We start from the raw sequence: 20,138 nt of genomic DNA on the forward strand, positions 1-20,138 counted from the left end.
ATTGAATAAAATAACAACCATAAAAATGCTCAGAATAAATAATTCTTGAGCATTTTTATGTATTTTTAAATCAAGGAGGAAATCACTTGAAAGATATACATATTCAACAAATAGAAGATTTAATGATATACGAACATAATTATCTTGTTCAAGAAAGCAAAGAAGAAGGATTTAATTTCTTAATAAAGCTAAAAAGTGAATATAAAAATAAAACAAATACATTTAATAAAACTGGCGAATGTTTATATGGCATTTTTCAAGAGGGAAAGTTAATTGGAATAGGAGGGTTAAATGAAGACCCATACTCAGAAAATAATAAGATTGGCCGATTAAGGAGATTTTATATTGCGAAGGACCATCGTTGTATAGGACTAGGGAAGTTGTTATTAAAGCAGCTATTATCTCATGCGGAAAAGTATTTTAAAGTGGTTGTTCTACATACAGATACGAAACAAGGTGATGCGTTTTATATTGCAAATGGATTTGTGAAAGGGAAATTATTTAAAGGATCTAGTCATTATAAAGTGTTATATTAGTAAAAAAAGAGACCTCTGCTTCGAAAAATAAGCTTATGAAGTCTCTTTTTTCTAGTCAATTATGTTTCACATTCATTTCTTTCAATAGTCCCTTCGGATCACCTTTTACATAATAAAAATGTGGATTATTTTCATCATCGTAAAGCATAATATAAGGTTTTTGGTTAAGCGGGAGAAGAATAAGTACTTCATCAATTGTTGAATGTAGCCATTGATTTGTAATAGAAACTGGTTTAGATAAAGGGATTTTTATCATGTGACCATCTTTTGGAACGACGTTTAAGTTTTTGAACGGGCCAGTAATGGATTTAGCATATTGAACAGCTTTTTTTTGAATAGCTGGATCTAAAGATTGTTTTTGAACGACCATTTCTTTTTGACAATCAAACACTTCAATTTGTTGATTACTATTTGCGAACACATTTGTTGATAATAAGAAACAAAGAAGAGTAATGACCCAGATTTTTTTAATCATAATACAACACCTCGTCTTTACTATACCCTTAAAAGGTTCAAATATTTTTCTGTCACATACATGTAACAAAGAAGTTGTATGATACAATTGATTTTTGTTTAAAAGCAATGGAGGATAATGTATGAAAGTATTAATCGCAGATGATGAACAAGATATGCTAAGGATTTTAAAAGCTTATTTTGAGAAAGAAGGCTTCGAAGTTTTCTTAGCGAAAGATGGAGAAGAAGCACTTCAAATATTTTATGATGAAAAAATTGATTTAGCTATTTTAGATTGGATGATGCCGAAACATAGCGGTATTACTGTTTGTCAGGAAATAAAGAAAAACTCAAGCGTAAAAGTATTAATGCTCACGGCGAAAAGTGAAAGCGAAGATGAATTAGCAGCTCTTCAAAGCGGGGCAGATGAGTACGTAAAAAAACCATTTCATCCAGGCGTATTAATAACTAGAGCGAAAAAGCTAATACAGCATGATGATGTCATTCAAGTTCAAGATTTGAAAATTGATTTTACGAAAAATAAAGTTTATAAAAATGATAAAGAATTAGATATTACAAAAACAGAACTACAATTAATAAAATGTTTTTTAAATCATAAAGGGATGATTTTAACTCGTAAAAAATTGTTAGATATCGTATGGGGATTTGACTATTTTGGAGAAGAGCGAACTGTTGATACACATGTAAGGAGATTACGAAAAAAAGTTGGAGAAAATATTATAAAGACGCACCGCGGGCTAGGATATAGTTTGGAGGAACAGAGTGAATAAACTTGGAAAAAAGCTATTTCTTAGTATATCTTTAACCGTTATTCTTATATTTACGATTTCTTTATTATTAATTAACTATCTTTTACCGAAATATAATATTTACAAAACACGAGAAAGCTTAGAAGGTATTACAGCGCAAATTCAGTCCATACCGAGAGAACAATTGGATGAAGCAATTACGAGCATTGAAAATGAGGGGAATGTTACGATTGCGTATACATCCATAAAAGACTCAGAAGATCATATTAATGATGAGTTACGTATGCAACTTACAAAAAAGAGAGTTGCCCTTAATAAAATTTGGATTACAAAAGAAGAAGTAATGAAAGTAAAGAAATTCGGACATTCGAATAAAATATATGATCAAGAGAAAATCAAATCTAGTTTTTTTGTGAAATACATGGCGAAAGATGATATGTTGATTTTAGTAGGAGTTTCTATCGCGCATTCGAATGAAGTAATAAAAACGTTAAACTCATTTTATTTATTCATTTTAGGTATTACGATTTTTCTCATTATCGTACTTGTATGGATATTGTCAAAAACAATTACGACACCGCTGAAAGAATTAAGTGATGTCGCAGAAGATATTTCACGTTTACAGTTTAAAAAAACAAAAGTGAAAACGAATGATGAAATAGGAGACTTAGCTACTAGTATTAATATCATGAGTGAAAAACTACAGGAAGCGCATCAAGATTTAACAGATCGTAATGAACATTTAAAACGATTTATGGGTGATGTGACCCATGAATTAAAAACTCCAATCGCGTTAGTGAAAGCATATTCTATGGGAATAAAAGATGGTCTAGATGATGGTACATACATAGATACAATCATTAAACAATCGGATCACATATCAAACTTAATTGAAGAGTTATTACGATTTTCTAAACTAGAAAGAGATGTGTTACAAAAAGAAGAATTCTCTATTAAATCACTAGTCCAAAGTATATTACATAAGCATAAGATTGAACTGGAGTCGAAAGAAATTAATTTGCAAGTGAACTATAATGTTGGCGATGCAATTGTTTATGCAGATGTAAATAAAATGAGAATGGTGTTCCAAAATTTAATTTCTAATGCGATAAAATATACATCAAATCAAAATATAAAAATTACATTAGAAGATCGAAATGAGAGTGTATATTTTCAAATTCAAAATGGTATGAATGCTGAACATATGAAAGATATCGATAAAATTTGGGAACCTTTTTACGTCTTAGAATCTTCTCGTAGTAAAGATCATTCAGGTACAGGACTAGGCTTAGCGATCGTGAAAAGTATTTTAGAAAGACATGGTTTTGACTATGGCGTATTTACTATAGAGGGAGAAATACGATTTTATATAAATTTGATGAATGAGTAATTCAATACTATTAGAAGCGTCGTCTATTATTAGACGATGTTTTTTATAGTAGTAAGTCAGAATATATAATATTGGAAGAGTGTTCTACAAATTTCTCAAGTTGTTGTATAAAGTATAAACTGAATTTTCTGCAATTTTACTGTATAGTAAAAAGAGAAATATATGGGGAGGGAAGGGTATGGGGAAAAAGAAAATAGCAACATTATCAGCAATATTATCTTTATCAATTACATCAGGAGTTTCTAGCACGACTGCGTATGCAGACAATAAAGAAACAAACTACATAAATGAGAATGACGTGAAGTTAAATGGAAAAGTTTCAGAGGCGTTACAATCAAACACGAAAATTGAATTAGAAAATGGGATGACAAAACCGATTTATTCGCTTGATGAAGCGATTATTGAAAATTTATTTGTAGAAACAGAAGTAGATAGTGATCGAGATGGAAAAAAGGATCGTGTATCGGTAAAAGTTATGCGTCCAAAAACTGATCCAAATGTGAAAGTTCCTGTTATATATGAAATGAGTCCATATCGAGCTGGTTTAAAAGATGTTCCTGTATATAATGTAGATGAAGAATTGTATGCGTATGAAGGGAAACCGTATGGAGCTGTTAATCTTGGTTCGTATGGAAATTATTATGTGCCAAGAGGCTATGCAGTCATTTTAGGCGAAAGTATTGGAACTGGAAAATCAGATGGATGTCCGACCACTGGAGACGAACAAGAAATACTAGGAACGAAATCTGTCATTGATTGGGTAAATGGACGTGCGAAAGCATACAAAGAAAATGGTGAGGAAGTAAAGGCTGATTGGTCTACAGGAAATGTAGGGATGACTGGAGTTTCTTATAATGGTACGTTACCAAATGCTGTTGCTACGACTGGTGTTGAAGGTTTAAAAACAATTATTCCAATCGCAGCGATTAGTAGTTGGTATGATTATTATCGTGCAAACGGTGCAGTCATTGCGCCAGGTGGATACCAAGGAGAAGATACAGATAATATGGCAGAAGCAGTACTAACAAGAGAAAATCCTGAAGTTTGCGGACAAGTAATAAAAGAGCTAACAGCTGGACAGGACCGGAAAACTGGTAATTATAATGATTTTTGGGATAAACGTAATTATGTAAAAGATGCTAAAAATGTAAAAGCAAGCGTATTTGTTGTTCATGGTTTAAATGATTGGAATGTTAAGACGAAGCAGTTCGCGCAATGGTGGGATGCACTTGGAGAAAATAATGTTCCTCGTAAAATGTGGTTACATCAAGGTGGACATGGTGGCACATCAACGAATGACTGGCAAAGAACACAAAATAAATGGCTCGATTATTGGTTGTATGGAATTGAAAATGGAATTATGAATGAACCAATGGTTGATGTACAACGTGAAAATAAAACTTGGGAAAAATTAAAAAACTGGCCGGATCCATCAGCTGTACCGTCAAAAGTTCGTATGTATTTAAGTAACAAAGCAGTTAATTTACCATTAAGTATGGGTTCTGCAAATAAAGTTTTCTCATTCGTAGATGATGCAAAATTGAAATCAAATCAATTAATAGCAAACCCAGAATTAGAAGTAGCCAATCGATTAGTGTATACAATGCCTGTACTGCAAAAAGATACACGTATAAGTGGTACACCAAAGATTTCAATTACAGGAAATATTGATCGATCTGTATCAAATTTAACTGCTTTACTTGTTGATTATGGAGGAACGAAGCCGGAAATCGTAACGAGAGGCTGGATGGATCCACAAAACGTAAAGAGTATAGAAAATTCAACGGCGATTCAACCGGGCAAAGATTATACATTTACATGGGATATGCAGCCAGATGATTATGTCTTTAAAGCTGGGCATCAAATAGGGGTCGTTTTAATGGCTAGTGACTATGATTATACAATTAGACCGAAAGCGGGCACGAAGCTTACAGTAAAATTAAGTGAAGTGACATTGCCAATTGTGAAATAAATAGTATAAAGAGCTTACCGTATAGTAAGCTCTTTATATTTTGAAAGGGGGAGTTTATTATGAATTTTTATTGGTAGATACAAAAATACTTACAACCAATAAGAAAATTGCATTCATGATCAATAGGCCACTAAATATAAGGGCCGCAAAACCTCCAGCGAATCCATCGCCTACTTTTTCGCCAATTGTTTGCAAAGTGGCGAAGAAAACAATGGGGGCAGCAAGAATGAAAATACCACTAGATATTTTCCATACTTGCCTATATTTCTTCGCTATAAAGAAAATTAGAGCATTAAAAGCAATAAGAAGTAAAAGAAACATAATTAATGAATTCATCATATCCTCCTTTTGGTAAAGAGTTTGAATTTTCATTATTTACATTGGCATTTTAAAGGAAATATTATACAATATAATTATATTCTATGGAAAGCGAGTGATATAGTATGACAGTCAGCTCTTTCGAATTTTTATTAAAAATAAAGGTGCAGGAAGATTAGTTGAAAGAAAATCTTCCGTACGTAAAAAACGGAGGAAAAAATAAATGTTTAGTTTTTATAGTAAACTTTGCACGGAACTTTATGATTTCACTAAGCCTGTCGGTTATTCTTTAAATGGTGATATTGAGTATTACGAAGAACGTTTAAAAAAATGCACCGGAAGAATTCTCGAAGCAGCGGTAGGATCAGGGCGCGTCATTATCCCGCTTCTTGAAGCTGGTTTTACAGTAGATGGGATAGATTATTCACCTGAAATGCTAGAATCGTGCCGCATACGATGTAAAGAGAGAAGCTTACATCCTCACTTATATGAAGGAAGCTTACAACAATTTTCACTGCCACATAAATATGAGGCAATTATCATTCCAACTGGATCTTTTTGTTTAATTGAAAATCGTACGGATTCGATAAACGCATTGAAATGTTTTCATGAACATCTTAATCCAGGCGGGCGATTAATCGTAGATATTATGCTTCCGCATGACTGGAAAACAGGAGAGATTCATACATCGACTTTTTCTTTGCCGAGCGGAGACGGAATTACATTAGAAAATAAATCAATTGAAATAGATTGGCTGAACCAAGTTACTCTATCCTATTTAAAATATGAAAAATGGAGTAAAGGACAGTTAGTACAAACAGAACTACAACGCTTCGCGTTGCGCTGGTATGGAATAGAAGAGTTTAAACTTCTGTTAGAAAGTATAGGTTTCTCTAACATTACTTGCTCCGCTGACTATGTTTATGGAAAAGAACCATCAAATGCAAATCAAATGTTTACTTTTGAAGCTGTGCGAAACGAAAAATAAAGAAATATTTATGAAAATAAGGCAATCGATACAGTATCGATTGCCTTATTTCAATTGTATATTACTTACATGTTATTGCGTTTTCATTGTCCAAGCATCTTTCTACTAATTACATATACTACTTATATTAAAGGCAGTCACTATTTTAAATAGGACTGTTATTTTTCTATAAATGATATTTTAGAGCGGTAGGGGTGATAAATTTGGAAAACGTAGAGCAAGACAGATTTGAAAATCAAGTGTATTCCAATCGTGTAGTAAGATCAGAATTTGATGCGAATTGGGAAACGTGTATATCAAAAAGTGGTTATGTAATTTATGTAGCAACAAGTAATAATGCTGAAGTCATAGTACTTCTTGCAGATGGTTCAAGTAAACTATTAATTTTTGAAAAAGGTGGTAAAGTAGTAGTAGGCGGCGGTGGAACAAGTCATTATAGTAAGCCGCATATTGCAAGAAATATTTAAGGTAGAACATATTAATTGAGAAGAAACCAATAAGTAACATAGAAAAAGCATTTCCTATTTCGGGAAATGCTTTTTCTATGTTATAGTATAATAGTGTTTTGGAACAGTGTTATTTCAATATACCTCAAGTTTTGTTGTGTATTATTTTTATATTAAATTAGCTATGTAAGTATTTTTTTATATAAGGAGTAATAATTAGAGAAATGAAAAATATAGACTTTATACTAGAAAGTGATGAAGCATTAAAACCGTCTGAACGATTAGTACTATTATTATTAGAGAAGCATAGAATGTTATATACGAACGATCTATTAGCATTATCTAATTTATCTTATAAAACATTAACAGATTCATTAACATCGCTTGTTTTAAAATCATATGTGTTAAAGGAAACAGGTAAGGGAAGAAGACAGAATTGTTATAGATTGGTATGATAAAACTGCTGATTTTAGAGAGTTTATATTAATATTTATCGAATGTAAGGAGAAAATGTATTTTTGTTTTCAAATGAAAAATAAAATAAACTCAAATATTTTTAATTTCATTTTTGTTAATGATAATTTAATCATTTTAAAAATAGAAAAATAAAATAAACTGCATAAAACAGAAATAAAAAAAACAATCCGTTTTTAAAACGGATTGTTTTTTTTATTGGAATAATATTATAAGATGAATGGAAAACTGGAATAATTATTCTACTTCACTTGTATACTTTTCAGGTAATAATTCCATTACGTTACATTTTACAAGTTCACCATTATAAGAAAGTATAACGTTCGTATTTTTTCCGTAATCACTTATTAATTCTCGACACATACCACATGGAGCAACAACCCAACATTTTTCTATATCTTCATGGGGGTGTGGGTGAGCGACTGCTACAATGGTATCAAATTCATGATAACCTTCTGAAATAGATTTTCCAATTGCCATAGCTTCACCACATACTGTTATTCTTCCGACATTCGCTTCAACATGTACTGCTGAACCGATATGATGACAGCCATATTTATAGTTTTTTTTGATTACTTTTTCAGCCGCTTTAATTAAATCATAGTCTTCACTATTTAAACGTATTACGTGTAACATAATTTCTCCTTCATACTAAACATGATTAGTATTATTTTAGCGAAAAATTTTAATATTTAAAATAAAAGATAGATATTAAATAGATAATATTATTATGTAAACTATAATTAAAAAGGAATATATAATAATCAACAGAACATATAGAAGAGTGTGATGATGAGAAAACAGCCTATGATATAGCCTTAGAAAAAGGTCATACTCACCTTTTACATTATTTGCAACAGGGAGTGAACGTGTGATGAATAAATGGAGTGTAGGGATATTTTTATTTAATGAGGTGGAAGTGTTAGATTTTGCAGGGCCATTTGAAGTTTTTTCTATCACTAAAGTACATGAAGAGAAACCATTTACTGTTTATACAGTTAGCCAAAATGGAGAAATGATTACAGCAAGGAATGGATTAAAGGTAAAGCCTGATTATAGTATTGAAGATTTACCACCAGTTGATATATTAATCATTCCAGGTGGTAAAGGTGCACGGGAAAATGAAGTGAAAAATGATATTATAATCAATTGGATTCGTCAGCAAATGAAAGAAGTAAAACTAATAACTTCAGTTTGTACTGGAGCGTTATTACTTGCAAAAGCCGGTTTACTGGATGGCTTAAAAGCCACAACGCATTGGGCTAGTATTCAAACTTTTAAAAAAGATTTTCCGAATGTAGAAGTAATGGAGAATGTGAAATTTGTAGATGAAGGGCACATCATTACATCAGCCGGAATTTCAGCTGGTATTAACATGTCATTTCATATTGTGAAAAATTTGTTAGGTGTGGAGATTGCTGAAGAAACGGCCAAAAATATGGAATATGATATTGATTTACAAAATTAAAAAAGCCCAAATTGGGCTTTTTTCTTATTTTGAGTGTATATAGGTATGATCTATGCTCTAAACTTAAGCTCTTAAACAGTCATTCTAGTTTTATTGAATGTACGAAAATGCATCTCTTTTCTCCTTGTAACCATGTTAAAACAAGGAGAACTTTGTATGTAAAAAAACTCTTCTACAATAGTAGAAAAAGAATAACAGAAACTACTATTTTATGGCAGTATACATAAAAAAATGCAACAAAAATACAGAAATGTCGTCGAATGCTATCTTTAATTGGTTAATTAGTGAGATATTTTTGTGAAGGAGCTTATTTTATAAGAATAGAATTAAAGTTAATAAGAAATCATGCCGATGGTAGTGAAAATATATGTGTTAGGGGGATTTCATAATGAGGAAACTCAAGCGAATAAATGTTCCTAATATACAAGAACAACTATCACAGTCTAATGAAAATCGAGCAATTAATAAGAAAAAACTAAGGCGATTTATATTCATGTTTATATTTATTGCGGCGGCTACTTTGTACGTTCAATTTATTTTAACGAAACAACAAGAAATAATTGTAGAAAAAAAAGATACAATAACGAACCAAAAAAAACAATTGGTTTCTTTAAAGAAAGATAAGGCTTCTTTAAAGACTAACATAGAAAATTTAACAGACGATGAAGAAGAAATTTTAAAGTTTGCGAGAAAAGAATATCAATTTTCTAAATCAAATGAAACTATATTTGTGTTGCCGAAGTAGTGTAATAGAACAGTTAGCAATAGCTAGCTGTTTTTTCATGTATGAATGTCATGGTACAAGAAACAATTACATATTGTAAAAATGAAGAGCTCGAGCTGTTTTTGTACTTATGGAATATATACGAAAATAAATGTTGTTAAAATTCTGTCAATTGTATTATAATACAAGGTAAGCGGATACATTTTTTAATCCATGTTGAGTTTATCACTCATACGACTATTAAGAAAACCGTTATCCCGTATTAGAAAGGAAGAGAGCTGTGTACGCTTCAAATACAATTTATGTCGTAGGGGATGCGAAAGCACCTCAAAATAATCCCATTACCGAAAAGTTTAAAAGCTATTTTGTAGCGTTTGTACTTGTTAAGGAGACTGGGGAAATTGTAGATGCAGATTGCTCAGCGACAATTGCATTAACATCTCAATTCGTTAAATATTTATTTCTACATAAAAATATTAATGACCCAGAATTAGTAATGGAAATAAAAGATCGTTATTTCGGTTCGTCTCAAAAAGCACTACTTGTAGCATTAAAAGATGCACAGAAAAAATATAATCAAATCGCTGCTTTGTCTACACATTCATAGACAAAATCCAGCCGTAAGAATCTTCTTATGGCTGGATTTTTTTATTTCACATGTACCTTCTACATGGAAAGTAAGCACAACCGGAGATCTTTTGATCCAAAAAAGTTAAGAATTAAGGCTCTATTTTGCTAGATAAAGAAAGGATGAACAAAATGAAAATTACCGATGTAAAAGTAAATCGTAGACGTGTAAATCTTCATACACCGTTTAAAACCGCGCTTCGTACTGTAACCGAAATAGAAAGTATAGACGTATATATTCATACAGATGAAGGAATTATTGGCAAGGGTGCTGCAGCTGCAACACCAGTTATTACAGGGGATTTCGCTAGTGGGATTGAAGAAGCAATTTTAGGGCCGATGCGTTCAAGTTTAATTGGTCAAGATATCATTCAATTTCAGCAGTTTCTGCAGCACATTCAAATGAGTTGTATTGGAAATCCAAGTGCGAAAGCGGCGGTAGATATCGCTTTATATGATGTGTATTGTCAGTATCATAACGTTCCACTTTACGCATTATTAGGTGGAAAAAAAGAAATTCACACAGATATTACTGTAAGTGTAGATGAACCGTTCATTATGGCGAAAGAGGCAAAGCAACATGTAGAAAAAGGATTTCAAACTTTAAAAATTAAAGTGGGGAAATCTGCACACTTAGACTTAGAACGTATTGAAGCGATTCGAAATAGCGTACCAAAAAATACGACGTTACGATTAGATGCAAATCAAGGGTGGAATCCAAAAGAGGCAGTTTCTATCATTAAAGAGATGGAAAATCGCAATTTAAATATTGAATTTATTGAACAACCTGTTCATGCGAAAGATTGGGATGGATTAAAGTACGTCAAAGATCATGTACAAACGCCTATTATGGCAGATGAAAGCATATTTTCAGCGAGTGATGCATTAAAAATTGTGCAAGGAAGATATGCAGACTTAATCAATATTAAATTAATGAAATGTGGTGGCATTCGCGAAGCGTGGCGTATTGCCGATATTGCAGAAGCAGCTGGTGTAAAATGTATGGTCGGTAGTATGATGGAATCTTCACTTTCTGTTAGCGCTGTTGCACATTTAGCTGCTGCACATCCTAATATTCATTACTTCGATCTTGATGCACCGCTTTGGTTAATGGAAGAACCGGAAGGAATGACTTATTCTGGATCAAAGGTAAACCTTCAATCGACAGTGAATAGTAAATCTTAGGAGAAGAGACTAGTAAATTATCTTTTAAGGGGGATATGTATGAAAAAAGTAGGAACTGCATTTTTAACAACTTTATTTATATTTTCATCGTTTACATCAGCAAATGCTGAAGAAAAGAAAGATAGTAAGGCTTTTATCGATGTATCTGCTGCAACACTTTGGACCACGCCTGATTCATTACGGCCAATTGATGCACCAAGTGCTACAAATCCAGTTGATTTGTGGAAGTGGACGAAATCGATGACGCTTGATGAGAAACTTTGGTTAACAAGTGCAAATAAATTAGAAACGCAAGCGTTATTAGGCCAAGAAGTAACAGTTGTAGATAAAAAAGGGGATTGGGTGAAAGTGTTAGTCCATGGTCAGCCAACACCTCGAAATGAAGAAGGCTACCCAGGATGGATGCCTGAAAAACAGTTAACATATAATCAAGAATTTGCAGATAAAACAAATGAACCTTTCGTATTAGTAACAAAACCGACAGCCATTTTATATATAAATCCTTCTGAAAAACATAAATCGCTTGAAGTGAGCTATAATACGCGACTGCCGCTACTTAGTGAAGATACGATTTCATACCGCGTGTTGCTACCAAATGGGCAGAAAGCTTGGCTACGAAAAAATGATGGAACGGTTTACCGTTCTCAAAATGATATTCCAACCCCGACGGCCGATGATTTAATAAACACAGGGAAAATGTTTTTAGGATTACCGTACATTTGGGCTGGTACAAGTGGTTTCGGATTTGATTGCTCTGGATTTACACATACGATTTATAAATCGCACGGTATTACAATTCCACGAGATTCTGGTCCGCAATCGAGAAATGGAGTTGCAGTGGATAAAGAAAATTTACAAAAAGGAGATTTAATCTTCTTTGCATATGATCAAGGGAAAGGTAGTGTCCATCATGTGGGAATGTATATTGGTGACGGAAATATGATTCACTCACCAAGAGCTGAAAGATCAGTAGAGATTATACCGTTAAATACACCTGGATATATAGAAGAATACGCTGGTGCTCGTCGTTACTTACCTTAAAAAATAGAGGGGGTTTTCAAATGAAAAAATTTGTTCGCTACTCATTAGTTAGTACTCTATTCGTTTCTTCAATTTTAGTTGGCTGCGCAAAAGAAAAAACAACGACAAAGCCGAAAGATGAGAAGAAAGTATTACAGTTACTAGAAACGGGTGAAATTCCGTCATTAAATTCAGGGAAAGTAACAGATGCAGTATCATTTAACGTTTTAAATAACGTCATGGAAGGATTATTCCGCTTATCGAAAAACGATGAAGTGATTGAGGCTGGAGCACAAAAATATGAAGTGAGTAAAGATGGGAAAACATATACATTCCACTTGCGTGATGCGAAGTGGTCTAACGGAGATCCAGTAACAGCGCAAGATTACGTATATGCTTGGAAGCAGCTTATTAATCCGGATACTGCTTCTCAATATGCATACATTGCGTACGATGTGAAAAATGCGGAGAAAATAAATAAGAAACAACTAGGGTTAGAGGAATTAGGAGTAAAAGCGAAGGATGATAAAACGTTCGTTGTAGAGTTGGAACATCCTGTACCGTATTTTACGAAACTACTTATTTTACCGTCCTTCTATCCAATTAACGAGAAATATGCGAAAGAGCAAGGCGATAAATATGGATTAGAAGCAAATAAAACGGTATATAATGGGCCATTTACATTATCTGATTGGAAGCATGAAGCTAGTTTTACGATGAAGAAAAACGATAAGTATTGGGATAAAAAAGAAGTGAAGCTAGATGAAGTAAACTATCAAATTGTTAAAGAAATTTCAACTGCGGTAAATTTATATGAAACAGATAAAGTTGATAGAGCTGTCATTTCTACAGAATTCGTAGATAAATATAAAAATAATAAAGAGCTAAAACAATATACAGATCCAGTTATGTACTTCTTCCGATTTAATGAAAATGTGCCGATTCTTAAAAATAAAAATGCACGTCTTGCACTAAGTACAGTGTTTGATAAGAAAGGACTTGCGACTTCATTTTTAAATGATGGATCGGTTGCTGCAAACTATTACGTGCCAAAAGGATTTTTAAAAGGTCCAGATAAAAAAGATTTTAGAAGTACAGCAGGTGAGTTTAATAAAACGGATGTAAAACAGGCGAAAGAATATTGGGAAAAGGCGAAGCAAGAGACTGGTACAAATGAAGTAACGCTTGAGTTATTAAACTATGATTTAGAAAACTTCAAAAAAGTAGGAGAATACATTAAAGAAGAGCTAGAGAAAAACTTACCAGGCTTAAAGGTAAATGTAAAATTACAACCGCATACGCAAAAACTAGCGTTAGAGAAGAAGAAAGAATATGAAATGTCACTATCACGCTGGTTACCGGATTATCCAGATCCAATGACTTACTTAGAAGTATTTCTTTCTGGAAGCAGTGTGAACAATACTGAATATACGAATCCAGAATATGATGCGTTAATTAAGAAGATTAAAACAGAATTAGGTAATGATGAAAAAGCTCGTTGGAAAGCACTGCAAGATGCTGAAAAAATGTTGCTGGATGATGCGGTAATTGCTCCCGTATTCCAGCGCGGATTATCGTACTTACAAAAGCCATATGTGAAAGATTTATACGTACATCAATTTGGACCAGCAACAAGCTTAAAATGGGCAGATGTACAAAAATAAAGGATGAGACAACAGACTCCACGTTTGTGGTAGTCTGTTTTTTTAGTTAAAGTCGGGTAAATAGTACATGGTATAATTTACTAGACTGTATAAAACTTTGGAGGGGAATGAAGTTTTATGTTTGAAGAAAAGAAAGTAATATATACAAAAAGGTTATTTATGAGAAAGCCACTTATAGAAGATGTTGAACAATTTTATAGCATAGTAAAAGAAGAGGCTGTTGGCAAATGGCTTGCTAAATCAAGGGGAATGTCAAAGGGAGAAGCAAAGGACTATATTATGCAACTAATATCACATTGGGAACATTATGATTTTGGGGTATGGTTGTTAGTTAATAGAAATACAGGGAAGCTTTTAGGACATTGCGGTTTAAGAAAAATAGATGAAACAGGTGAAATAGAAATTATGTATTTACTTGATCCGGAGTATTGGGGAAATGGCTATGCGTCAGAAGCAGCAAAGGCGTCCATTCAATATGCAAAAGAGATGATGAATGAAAAAAGAATAATTGCTAGAGTAAAAGTAGAAAATGAGAATTCGAAAAAACTTTTACGAAATTTAGGTTTCACATATACTCATGATGTTGATCATAGTGTCCGTTTATTATCGTACTTTGAACTCAAGACATCATTGGATAAATTATAGACATTTTTTATGTTTTTTAACTGTTTAAAAATAAAATTATTACTCAAATTCCAGTGTGAAATGTATGTAGAATCTTGTATAATTAACGTGTTTCTATGGAAACATTTTCTTGTGCTAAATATAGGACTTAATAGAACAAGGAAAGAAATACATACATGTATATAATAGATAAATAGAATGGAACATGTATAGAGAAAAAGGAGAGAAATGATGGCGTGTCAAAGACAAGGGTTACAATTTAATAGCGAGAGAAAGAGGAAGAGACGATGAAAATGAAGCATGCTTTTGGTCCGATAATTTTAGCGTGTGTACTTTTTTTCATTATCATACTCATTCCATCGAAAAGTTTAGTATCACTTATTAGTGATAAGAAAGTAGAAGATGCGGCAACTTCCTTACAAAAAGAAAAATTACAAAGTGTATTCTTGCAACAGAAAATGTTAGAGAATTCGCAGTATTTACCGATGTACGGTTCATCTGAATTTTTACGAATGGATGCATATCATCCGTCTAATTATTTCAAAGTAAATCCCGCTGGTTTTACGCCATATTTAATTGGGATTGGCGGTACACAAAGTTTAGCTCATATATTAAATATGACATCTACAATGGATGAGTTAGAAGGTAAAAAAGTAGTCTTTGTTTTATCACCACAATGGTTTACAAAGACTGGGGTATCACAAGGGGATTTTACGAACAACTTCTCGAAGCAACAAGCATATCATTTTATTTTTAACGATAAAATAAATTTTGAAATGAAGAAGCAAATTGCGAAACGACTTTTAGATTATACAGTTGTTCAAGAAGATGATATATTAAAAAATTCATTAGAAGGTATTGTATATAATGATACGAAACATAACATAAAAGCAGGATTGGTTAAACCACTTGCTTATATGCATCGAAATATTTTAGATCATAGAGATTTATTTAACTCCTTATTTAAGATTGAACCGATGAAAGAAAAAACAAATATGGGATTACGTTCAATTTCTTGGGTAGATGCACGTAAACATGCAGAACAAGAAGGGAAGGCTGAGTCTACTACAAATACATTCGGAATTGAAAATCCCTATTATCATAAGAATAATCTGAAGAAAAAACTAAAAGGTTTAAAAAACTTTAGAGCAAATGAAACATATGATGAATCACCAGAATATGGTGATTTGCAAATTATTTTAGATTTATTTAAAGAGAAAAATGTCAAACCACTCTTTATTTCTGTACCTGTAAACGGGCCTTGGTATGATTATACTGGCTTCCCGAAAGAACGCCGTGAAGTGTATTATAAAAAAGTTCGAGAACAAGTTGAGAAAGCAGGATACCCAGTAGTTGATTTCTCTGGCCATGAATATGATAAGTATTTCTTAAAAGATACAATTCATTTAGGCTGGAAAGGCTGGATTTACTTTGATGAAGCAGTGCAAAACTTTTATAGTGAAAAATAAGCGTGAAGAAGGAACGGCTATAAGCTGTTCCTTTTTTAGTATAGAGTATTTTGATGTGGGCAATTCGGGAAGGCATGTATATCTTGAATTTGTCTAAAATCATAATGCTTCATTGCGAATTGCGCTTGGTAAAGGTATTCATACACATATAATTGACCATCATGTGCTGAACATAATACACCAGAAGTTCCTTGGCCATTAATGAAGGAAATGCCGATAGGGCGTCCGATTAAGTATTGTATTTTTTGTTGCCAATGCATAGGGGAATCACTCCTTTTTGAGATAATATACGAAATGAATGAGTGAATTGTAGCTTATCCACATAAGTATGAAGGCTTTTTATACAATTTCTAGAAGATATTAATATGAATGAATTATAAGTGCGAGAAAGGATTGAATAATGAAGAAAGAGAATATTTTGGAAGAAAAATTAAATATAATAGAATGGTGTCAAACATTGAAGGGATTAAGTGATGATATGTGGCTTCGATCATTTAAAAATGGTTCGTGGGGAATTGCAGATGTGATTTCACATTTTATCGTTTGGGATACGTTTTTAATAAAGCATAGAATTCCATACTTTATAAGTGGACGATCTGTACCAAATGTTCCAATAGATGTTGAGGAAATGAATAAGGGAGCAATAAAATATGCGAGATCTGGAATTTTAAGAGAAGAGCTTATCAACCAGTTTAGCTATACCCGTAAACAATTAGTAGACGAAATTGAGCGGATTCCTACCGATAATTTTTATAATGACTTTCAAATTGGTATTAAAAAAGTAAGGCTGAATCATTATTTTTCATCACTCATTCATCATGACTTAAAACACAAAGAAGAAATAATCCAATTTTTAATACATAATCCAGTCTATAATAAAAACCGCTAACATTCGTAATGAATTTTTAGCGGTTTTTATTATTTTAAGCAAGCTTTTTACGTTTTTTTGTCCATTTTTTAATGACGAAGTATAAGAGAATAAGTATGATGCCACCTATTGCGAACGATTTCACATACGGTCCTGCAACATCGTTAATATTCTCCCAATTCTCACCTAGTTTTTCACCTAAATAAATGAAAATGATAGACCAAGGAATGATTGCAAGTGCTGTTAATGTAGTGAAACGTAATAATGGCATTTTTGTAATGCCAGCAGGAATTGAAATCGCATGACGCACTACTGGAATAAAGCGGGCAGTGAAAATTACACCAGTTCCGTAACGGTTAAACCAATCTTCAGCTGCATCAATATGTTTTTTATGAATGAAAATATATTTTCCGTATCGTTCTAATATAGGTCGTCCACCATATCGTCCAAGCCAATAAATAAAGATTTGAGCAATAACGCCGCCAATTGTACCGAATACAACTGCACCCACAAATGAGATACTACCATTGAATACTAGGAATCCCGCATAAGCAAGGACAATCTCACTTGGGATAATCTCAATCATAAGTCCAAGCATAATGCCCCAATAACCTAATCCCTCAAAAAACGTTAATACTGAATGAATAAAACTACTTACCATTGTTGCACCTTCTAGTTTATGTATTTTTGAATAGGTGAACCTTATACTTAATAACATAAAAGATTCACTATGTGTAGATTATACCTTATTTGTATAGAGGATTGCTATTTCAATTCTTTTATGTCTCTTATAAGTAAAGTATGTAAGCTCGGTTTTCCTGAAGAGGTAATGAAAAGGTTATTAAAAATTTCTCATATACTAATGATAATAGACTGAAAATTAAGTATAATTGTATAGGTCTTTAATTTACAAAAATAGGAGGAGAATGTATGTATATTACAGATCCGATTTATGGACCAATATCTATTCAGGATAGATATATTCTTCAATTGATAGATACAAAAGCATTTCAAAGGTTGGCGTGTATTAAACAACAAGGACATATTGTTGCAATCCATTTTTCGAAAGGTAATGGAAAAAAATCTTAAGTTCTATACTCCTGAATTACAAAATTTCTTTTATAAAGAAGATTTATTAGTAGAAGACTTTCTTCCATTACAAGATGAAATGATTTTACATGAAATTCAGTGCTTTGCAAAATCAGAGGACAAACAATTAGTGGCGTTAATTCAACTTTATTTTTCAGGTGCTAAAAGTTTATCATTTCAAAAAGGAGTAGAGGGTGATTTTAAAAAGGAAAACAACAATTTAGCGATAATAACTGAGAAAAAGGTGTACAGTTCATATGTAGGTGGTATTTACGTCTATAGTGAGGAGCAGTTAGAGGACATTGTAGAAAAATCCCTTTTTATTCGAGAGATAGTAAGGTTACCTAAAAAAGAATATGCATATTCAATTTAAAATGGATGAGGTGGAAATATGGTTTGGAAAGAACGTCTTTTAGAAATGGATGATTTACCAGTTATATTAGAATGGTATAACGATGAAGAATTACATAACATAGCGGATATAAAACCATTTAAGCGATATACAATCGAAGAGCTTCGTGAGTACTGGACTGAAAAATTGTCGCGTTCTTATGCAAGTTATCATGTAATAGTAGTGAAGGATGAAGTAATAGGGAGGGTCGGATTAAAAAAGACGAAATATGATGATACATATGTGATGGAATACTCTATTCTCATTGGCGTTTCGAAGTTATATTCAAAAGGGCTTGGGACGGAGATTACAAAGTATTTTATTAATAAATCATTTTTAGACCCTGATATAGAAGCAGTTCTATTGCAAGTTAGGGAAGATAACAAGAGGGCGATTCGTTGTTATGAGAAAGCTGGATTTGAAAAAGTAAAATTGTATGTGGAGAATGAAGTGAAAGTGTACGAAATGCGTAGAGTTAAGAAAGAGGAAACAGTATAGAAAGAAAAAAGCGTGTGCATTTAATTCTGAATATAGCGTGAATTAGGGAGAGTGAATAAAATACATGAAACATAAAAAATGAAACTTATATGTAAACGATTTTTGCATCTTATATTGATATAAAAAACAAGCATCTCCCAGTTCTACATATAAGATAGGGGGATGCTTGTTTTTTTACGGTTTCACATCTAAATTTTGTAAAAATAACGTTGCTGTTACGTAACGTTTCGCTAACATTTGTACATAAGCGGTATGTACAGAAAGTGTGGCGATAATAATGGCGTTACGAATTGCTTCGCGTTGTTCGTTGTTAACTTGATCGAACTTGCTTGCAATTTTATCAGCTCTTTCTTTTACGATGTTTTCAATTGTATGGATTGTATCTGTTGCATTTAGTTGTAAGCAATTCCCTTGATTGAGTTCTTCAAATAGGGAAGAGTATGCTCCATATAAATGAACAGGATTGATTAAGTCATCACTTCGATCGGCTGGGTCATTTACGATAAGGCGTAATAGCTTACGAATGGATTCAAAATCAAGTGCTGTTTTTAAATCTTCGACAATGAATAGTAAGGCTGCTTGTTCAATTGAATATTTTTTTCCTTTTTGAGGAGAGCCAATCATTTCTTTTATATCTCGTTTCACCCAGTTTTGCATGGCCGTTACTGAGAAACTTGTGTTTTCAATTTGATTTCCAAGCGCAACTATTTCATTTAATGAAAAACCAACGTCCGTATCTTCAATCTTAATTAGTTTTTCAAAAATAGGTGAAAGTGCGGTAGTAATAAAAGCAGTTACGCTTTGTCCGCTTTCAATATCTTTTTTATGTGACTTCGCCCATGCTTCTTGTAAAATACCGAGAGGCTTTTTCGTATTCCATCCTCTTAATGATAGAAGAAGGGTAGCCATTTCGTTTCGTGTGAGATGAAATGTTTCCATCTTTTCACCTCCAAAAATAATAAAAAGTTCTTATGAACCTATAATATGTTTTGTTTCATTTAAAGTCAATTCTGTTTTGCTTAATTTTTCCTTTGTCACCAAACTGTCGGAAGTAAATAATACTTGCATATTTCGACAAAAGTTCATATAATAAGTTCATAAGAACCTTTAAAATGTTTTTAAAAACAAATCTATCATTCTGAATTTACTAGAAAGGTAGATTTC

At 32.5% G+C, this 20,138-nt stretch carries 24 protein-coding genes and 2 pseudogenes; 20 read left to right on the top strand and 6 right to left on the bottom strand.

All coding sequences use genetic code 11. The features are described 5' to 3' along the window. Window positions 1–86: 86 nt before the first annotated feature. Window positions 87–536 carry a GNAT family N-acetyltransferase gene (locus FH036_RS03255; protein ID WP_138321868.1) on the top strand — a complete coding sequence of 150 codons (450 nt, stop codon included), beginning with the start codon at window positions 87–89 and terminating at the stop codon, window positions 534–536. Between the two features lie 55 nt (window positions 537–591). On the opposite strand, the gene FH036_RS03260 is transcribed toward FH036_RS03255, so the two are convergent. Further along, a complete protein-coding gene (locus FH036_RS03260; RefSeq protein WP_139895335.1) occupies window positions 592–1,011 on the bottom strand; it encodes a hypothetical protein in 420 nt (139 codons plus the stop codon). Window positions 1,012–1,132: 121 nt separating this feature from the next. Between FH036_RS03260 and FH036_RS03265 the strand changes: the two genes are divergently transcribed. From FH036_RS03265 to FH036_RS03275, 3 genes are all read left to right on the top strand, one after another. Continuing rightward, window positions 1,133–1,780, top strand: coding sequence for a response regulator transcription factor (locus FH036_RS03265; RefSeq protein WP_000865973.1), 648 nt, complete (start codon window positions 1,133–1,135; stop codon window positions 1,778–1,780). Continuing rightward, on the top strand, window positions 1,773–3,149 hold the full coding sequence (locus FH036_RS03270) for a sensor histidine kinase (protein WP_001037281.1): 1,377 nt from the start codon (window positions 1,773–1,775) through the stop codon (window positions 3,147–3,149). The genes FH036_RS03265 and FH036_RS03270 overlap by 8 nt, the downstream gene beginning before the upstream one ends. Window positions 3,150–3,327: 178 nt before the next feature. Continuing rightward, window positions 3,328–5,121 (top strand): Xaa-Pro dipeptidyl-peptidase, encoded by a 1,794-nt coding sequence (locus FH036_RS03275; protein WP_044792117.1) that lies wholly within the window; start codon window positions 3,328–3,330, stop codon window positions 5,119–5,121. Window positions 5,122–5,178: 57 nt separating this feature from the next. On the opposite strand, the gene FH036_RS03280 is transcribed toward FH036_RS03275, so the two are convergent. Continuing rightward, window positions 5,179–5,457, bottom strand: a complete 279-nt coding sequence (locus FH036_RS03280; RefSeq protein ID WP_139895336.1) for a hypothetical protein — start codon at window positions 5,455–5,457, stop codon at window positions 5,179–5,181. A 205-nt stretch (window positions 5,458–5,662) separates the two neighbouring features. On the opposite strand from FH036_RS03280, the gene FH036_RS03285 reads away from it, so the two are divergent. The 3 genes from FH036_RS03285 (at window position 5,663) to FH036_RS03295 (ending at window position 7,328) form a co-directional block, all read left to right on the top strand. Further along, window positions 5,663–6,427, top strand: coding sequence for a class I SAM-dependent methyltransferase (locus tag FH036_RS03285; RefSeq protein WP_139895337.1), 765 nt, complete (start codon window positions 5,663–5,665; stop codon window positions 6,425–6,427). A gap of 203 nt (window positions 6,428–6,630) precedes the next feature. Beyond that, window positions 6,631–6,894 (top strand): hypothetical protein, encoded by a 264-nt coding sequence (locus tag FH036_RS03290; RefSeq protein ID WP_098222009.1) that lies wholly within the window; start codon window positions 6,631–6,633, stop codon window positions 6,892–6,894. Window positions 6,895–7,097: 203 nt separating this feature from the next. Next, a complete protein-coding gene (locus tag FH036_RS03295; protein WP_000789033.1) occupies window positions 7,098–7,328 on the top strand; it encodes a hypothetical protein in 231 nt (76 codons plus the stop codon). A 256-nt stretch (window positions 7,329–7,584) separates the two neighbouring features. Here FH036_RS03295 and FH036_RS03300 read toward each other — a convergent pair whose 3' ends face one another. After that, window positions 7,585–7,983 carry a cytidine deaminase gene (locus tag FH036_RS03300; protein WP_044792122.1) on the bottom strand — a complete coding sequence of 133 codons (399 nt, stop codon included), beginning with the start codon at window positions 7,981–7,983 and terminating at the stop codon, window positions 7,585–7,587. 152 nt (window positions 7,984–8,135) lie between these two features. Here FH036_RS03300 and FH036_RS27340 point away from each other — a divergent pair. The 9 genes and pseudogenes from FH036_RS27340 to dltD all read left to right on the top strand — a co-directional run. After that, a pseudogene (locus tag FH036_RS27340) lies at window positions 8,136–8,222 on the top strand (ankyrin repeat domain-containing protein); the annotation flags it as partial. Then, entirely contained in the window at window positions 8,219–8,815 is a 597-nt protein-coding gene (locus tag FH036_RS03310; protein WP_139895338.1) for a DJ-1/PfpI family protein, read from the top strand. The pseudogene FH036_RS27340 and the gene FH036_RS03310, both read left to right, overlap by 4 nt. A gap of 388 nt (window positions 8,816–9,203) precedes the next feature. Next, window positions 9,204–9,560, top strand: coding sequence for an FtsB family cell division protein (locus tag FH036_RS03315; protein ID WP_001228722.1), 357 nt, complete (start codon window positions 9,204–9,206; stop codon window positions 9,558–9,560). A 259-nt stretch (window positions 9,561–9,819) separates the two neighbouring features. Beyond that, entirely contained in the window at window positions 9,820–10,146 is a 327-nt protein-coding gene (locus FH036_RS03325; RefSeq protein ID WP_000271328.1) for a DUF3870 domain-containing protein, read from the top strand. A 143-nt stretch (window positions 10,147–10,289) separates the two neighbouring features. Beyond that, on the top strand, window positions 10,290–11,351 hold the full coding sequence (locus FH036_RS03330; RefSeq protein ID WP_139895339.1) for a dipeptide epimerase: 1,062 nt from the start codon (window positions 10,290–10,292) through the stop codon (window positions 11,349–11,351). Between the two features lie 39 nt (window positions 11,352–11,390). Continuing rightward, window positions 11,391–12,392 carry a C40 family peptidase gene (locus FH036_RS03335; RefSeq protein ID WP_000755453.1) on the top strand — a complete coding sequence of 334 codons (1,002 nt, stop codon included), beginning with the start codon at window positions 11,391–11,393 and terminating at the stop codon, window positions 12,390–12,392. A gap of 20 nt (window positions 12,393–12,412) precedes the next feature. Next, window positions 12,413–14,035 (top strand): peptide ABC transporter substrate-binding protein, encoded by a 1,623-nt coding sequence (locus FH036_RS03340; protein WP_139895340.1) that lies wholly within the window; start codon window positions 12,413–12,415, stop codon window positions 14,033–14,035. Window positions 14,036–14,152: 117 nt separating this feature from the next. Continuing rightward, window positions 14,153–14,680 carry a GNAT family N-acetyltransferase gene (locus FH036_RS03345; protein WP_138321875.1) on the top strand — a complete coding sequence of 176 codons (528 nt, stop codon included), beginning with the start codon at window positions 14,153–14,155 and terminating at the stop codon, window positions 14,678–14,680. Window positions 14,681–14,946: 266 nt separating this feature from the next. Continuing rightward, window positions 14,947–16,128, top strand: a complete 1,182-nt coding sequence (gene dltD, locus FH036_RS03350) for a D-alanyl-lipoteichoic acid biosynthesis protein DltD (RefSeq protein WP_139895341.1) — start codon at window positions 14,947–14,949, stop codon at window positions 16,126–16,128. A gap of 35 nt (window positions 16,129–16,163) precedes the next feature. Here the strand turns inward: dltD and FH036_RS03355 are convergent, their stop codons facing one another. Then, window positions 16,164–16,388 carry a hypothetical protein gene (locus tag FH036_RS03355; protein ID WP_000558704.1) on the bottom strand — a complete coding sequence of 75 codons (225 nt, stop codon included), beginning with the start codon at window positions 16,386–16,388 and terminating at the stop codon, window positions 16,164–16,166. A gap of 140 nt (window positions 16,389–16,528) precedes the next feature. Between FH036_RS03355 and FH036_RS03360 the strand changes: the two genes are divergently transcribed. Next, entirely contained in the window at window positions 16,529–17,017 is a 489-nt protein-coding gene (locus FH036_RS03360) for a DinB family protein (RefSeq protein ID WP_000711952.1), read from the top strand. Between the two features lie 34 nt (window positions 17,018–17,051). On the opposite strand, the gene uptA is transcribed toward FH036_RS03360, so the two are convergent. Then, on the bottom strand, window positions 17,052–17,657 hold the full coding sequence (uptA, locus tag FH036_RS03365; RefSeq protein WP_139895342.1) for an undecaprenyl phosphate transporter UptA: 606 nt from the start codon (window positions 17,655–17,657) through the stop codon (window positions 17,052–17,054). A gap of 269 nt (window positions 17,658–17,926) precedes the next feature. Here uptA and FH036_RS26960 point away from each other — a divergent pair, with 269 nt between their 5' ends. The 3 genes and pseudogenes from FH036_RS26960 (at window position 17,927) to FH036_RS03375 (ending at window position 18,974) form a co-directional block, all read left to right on the top strand. After that, on the top strand, window positions 17,927–18,085 hold the full coding sequence (locus FH036_RS26960; RefSeq protein ID WP_164860971.1) for a hypothetical protein: 159 nt from the start codon (window positions 17,927–17,929) through the stop codon (window positions 18,083–18,085). Then, window positions 18,033–18,458, top strand: a pseudogene (locus tag FH036_RS03370) (HD domain-containing protein); the annotation flags it as partial. The gene FH036_RS26960 and the pseudogene FH036_RS03370, both read left to right, overlap by 53 nt. Window positions 18,459–18,476: 18 nt before the next feature. Beyond that, on the top strand, window positions 18,477–18,974 hold the full coding sequence (locus FH036_RS03375) for a GNAT family N-acetyltransferase (protein ID WP_000262121.1): 498 nt from the start codon (window positions 18,477–18,479) through the stop codon (window positions 18,972–18,974). 174 nt (window positions 18,975–19,148) lie between these two features. On the opposite strand, the gene FH036_RS03380 is transcribed toward FH036_RS03375, so the two are convergent. Then, on the bottom strand, window positions 19,149–19,913 hold the full coding sequence (locus tag FH036_RS03380) for a DUF1836 domain-containing protein (protein WP_000447235.1): 765 nt from the start codon (window positions 19,911–19,913) through the stop codon (window positions 19,149–19,151). Between the last annotated feature and the right edge of the window lie 225 nt (window positions 19,914–20,138).

Source organism: Bacillus sp. CD3-5, assembly GCF_006349665.1.
Taxonomy (GTDB): Bacteria; Bacillota; Bacilli; order Bacillales; family Bacillaceae_G; genus Bacillus_A; species Bacillus_A paranthracis.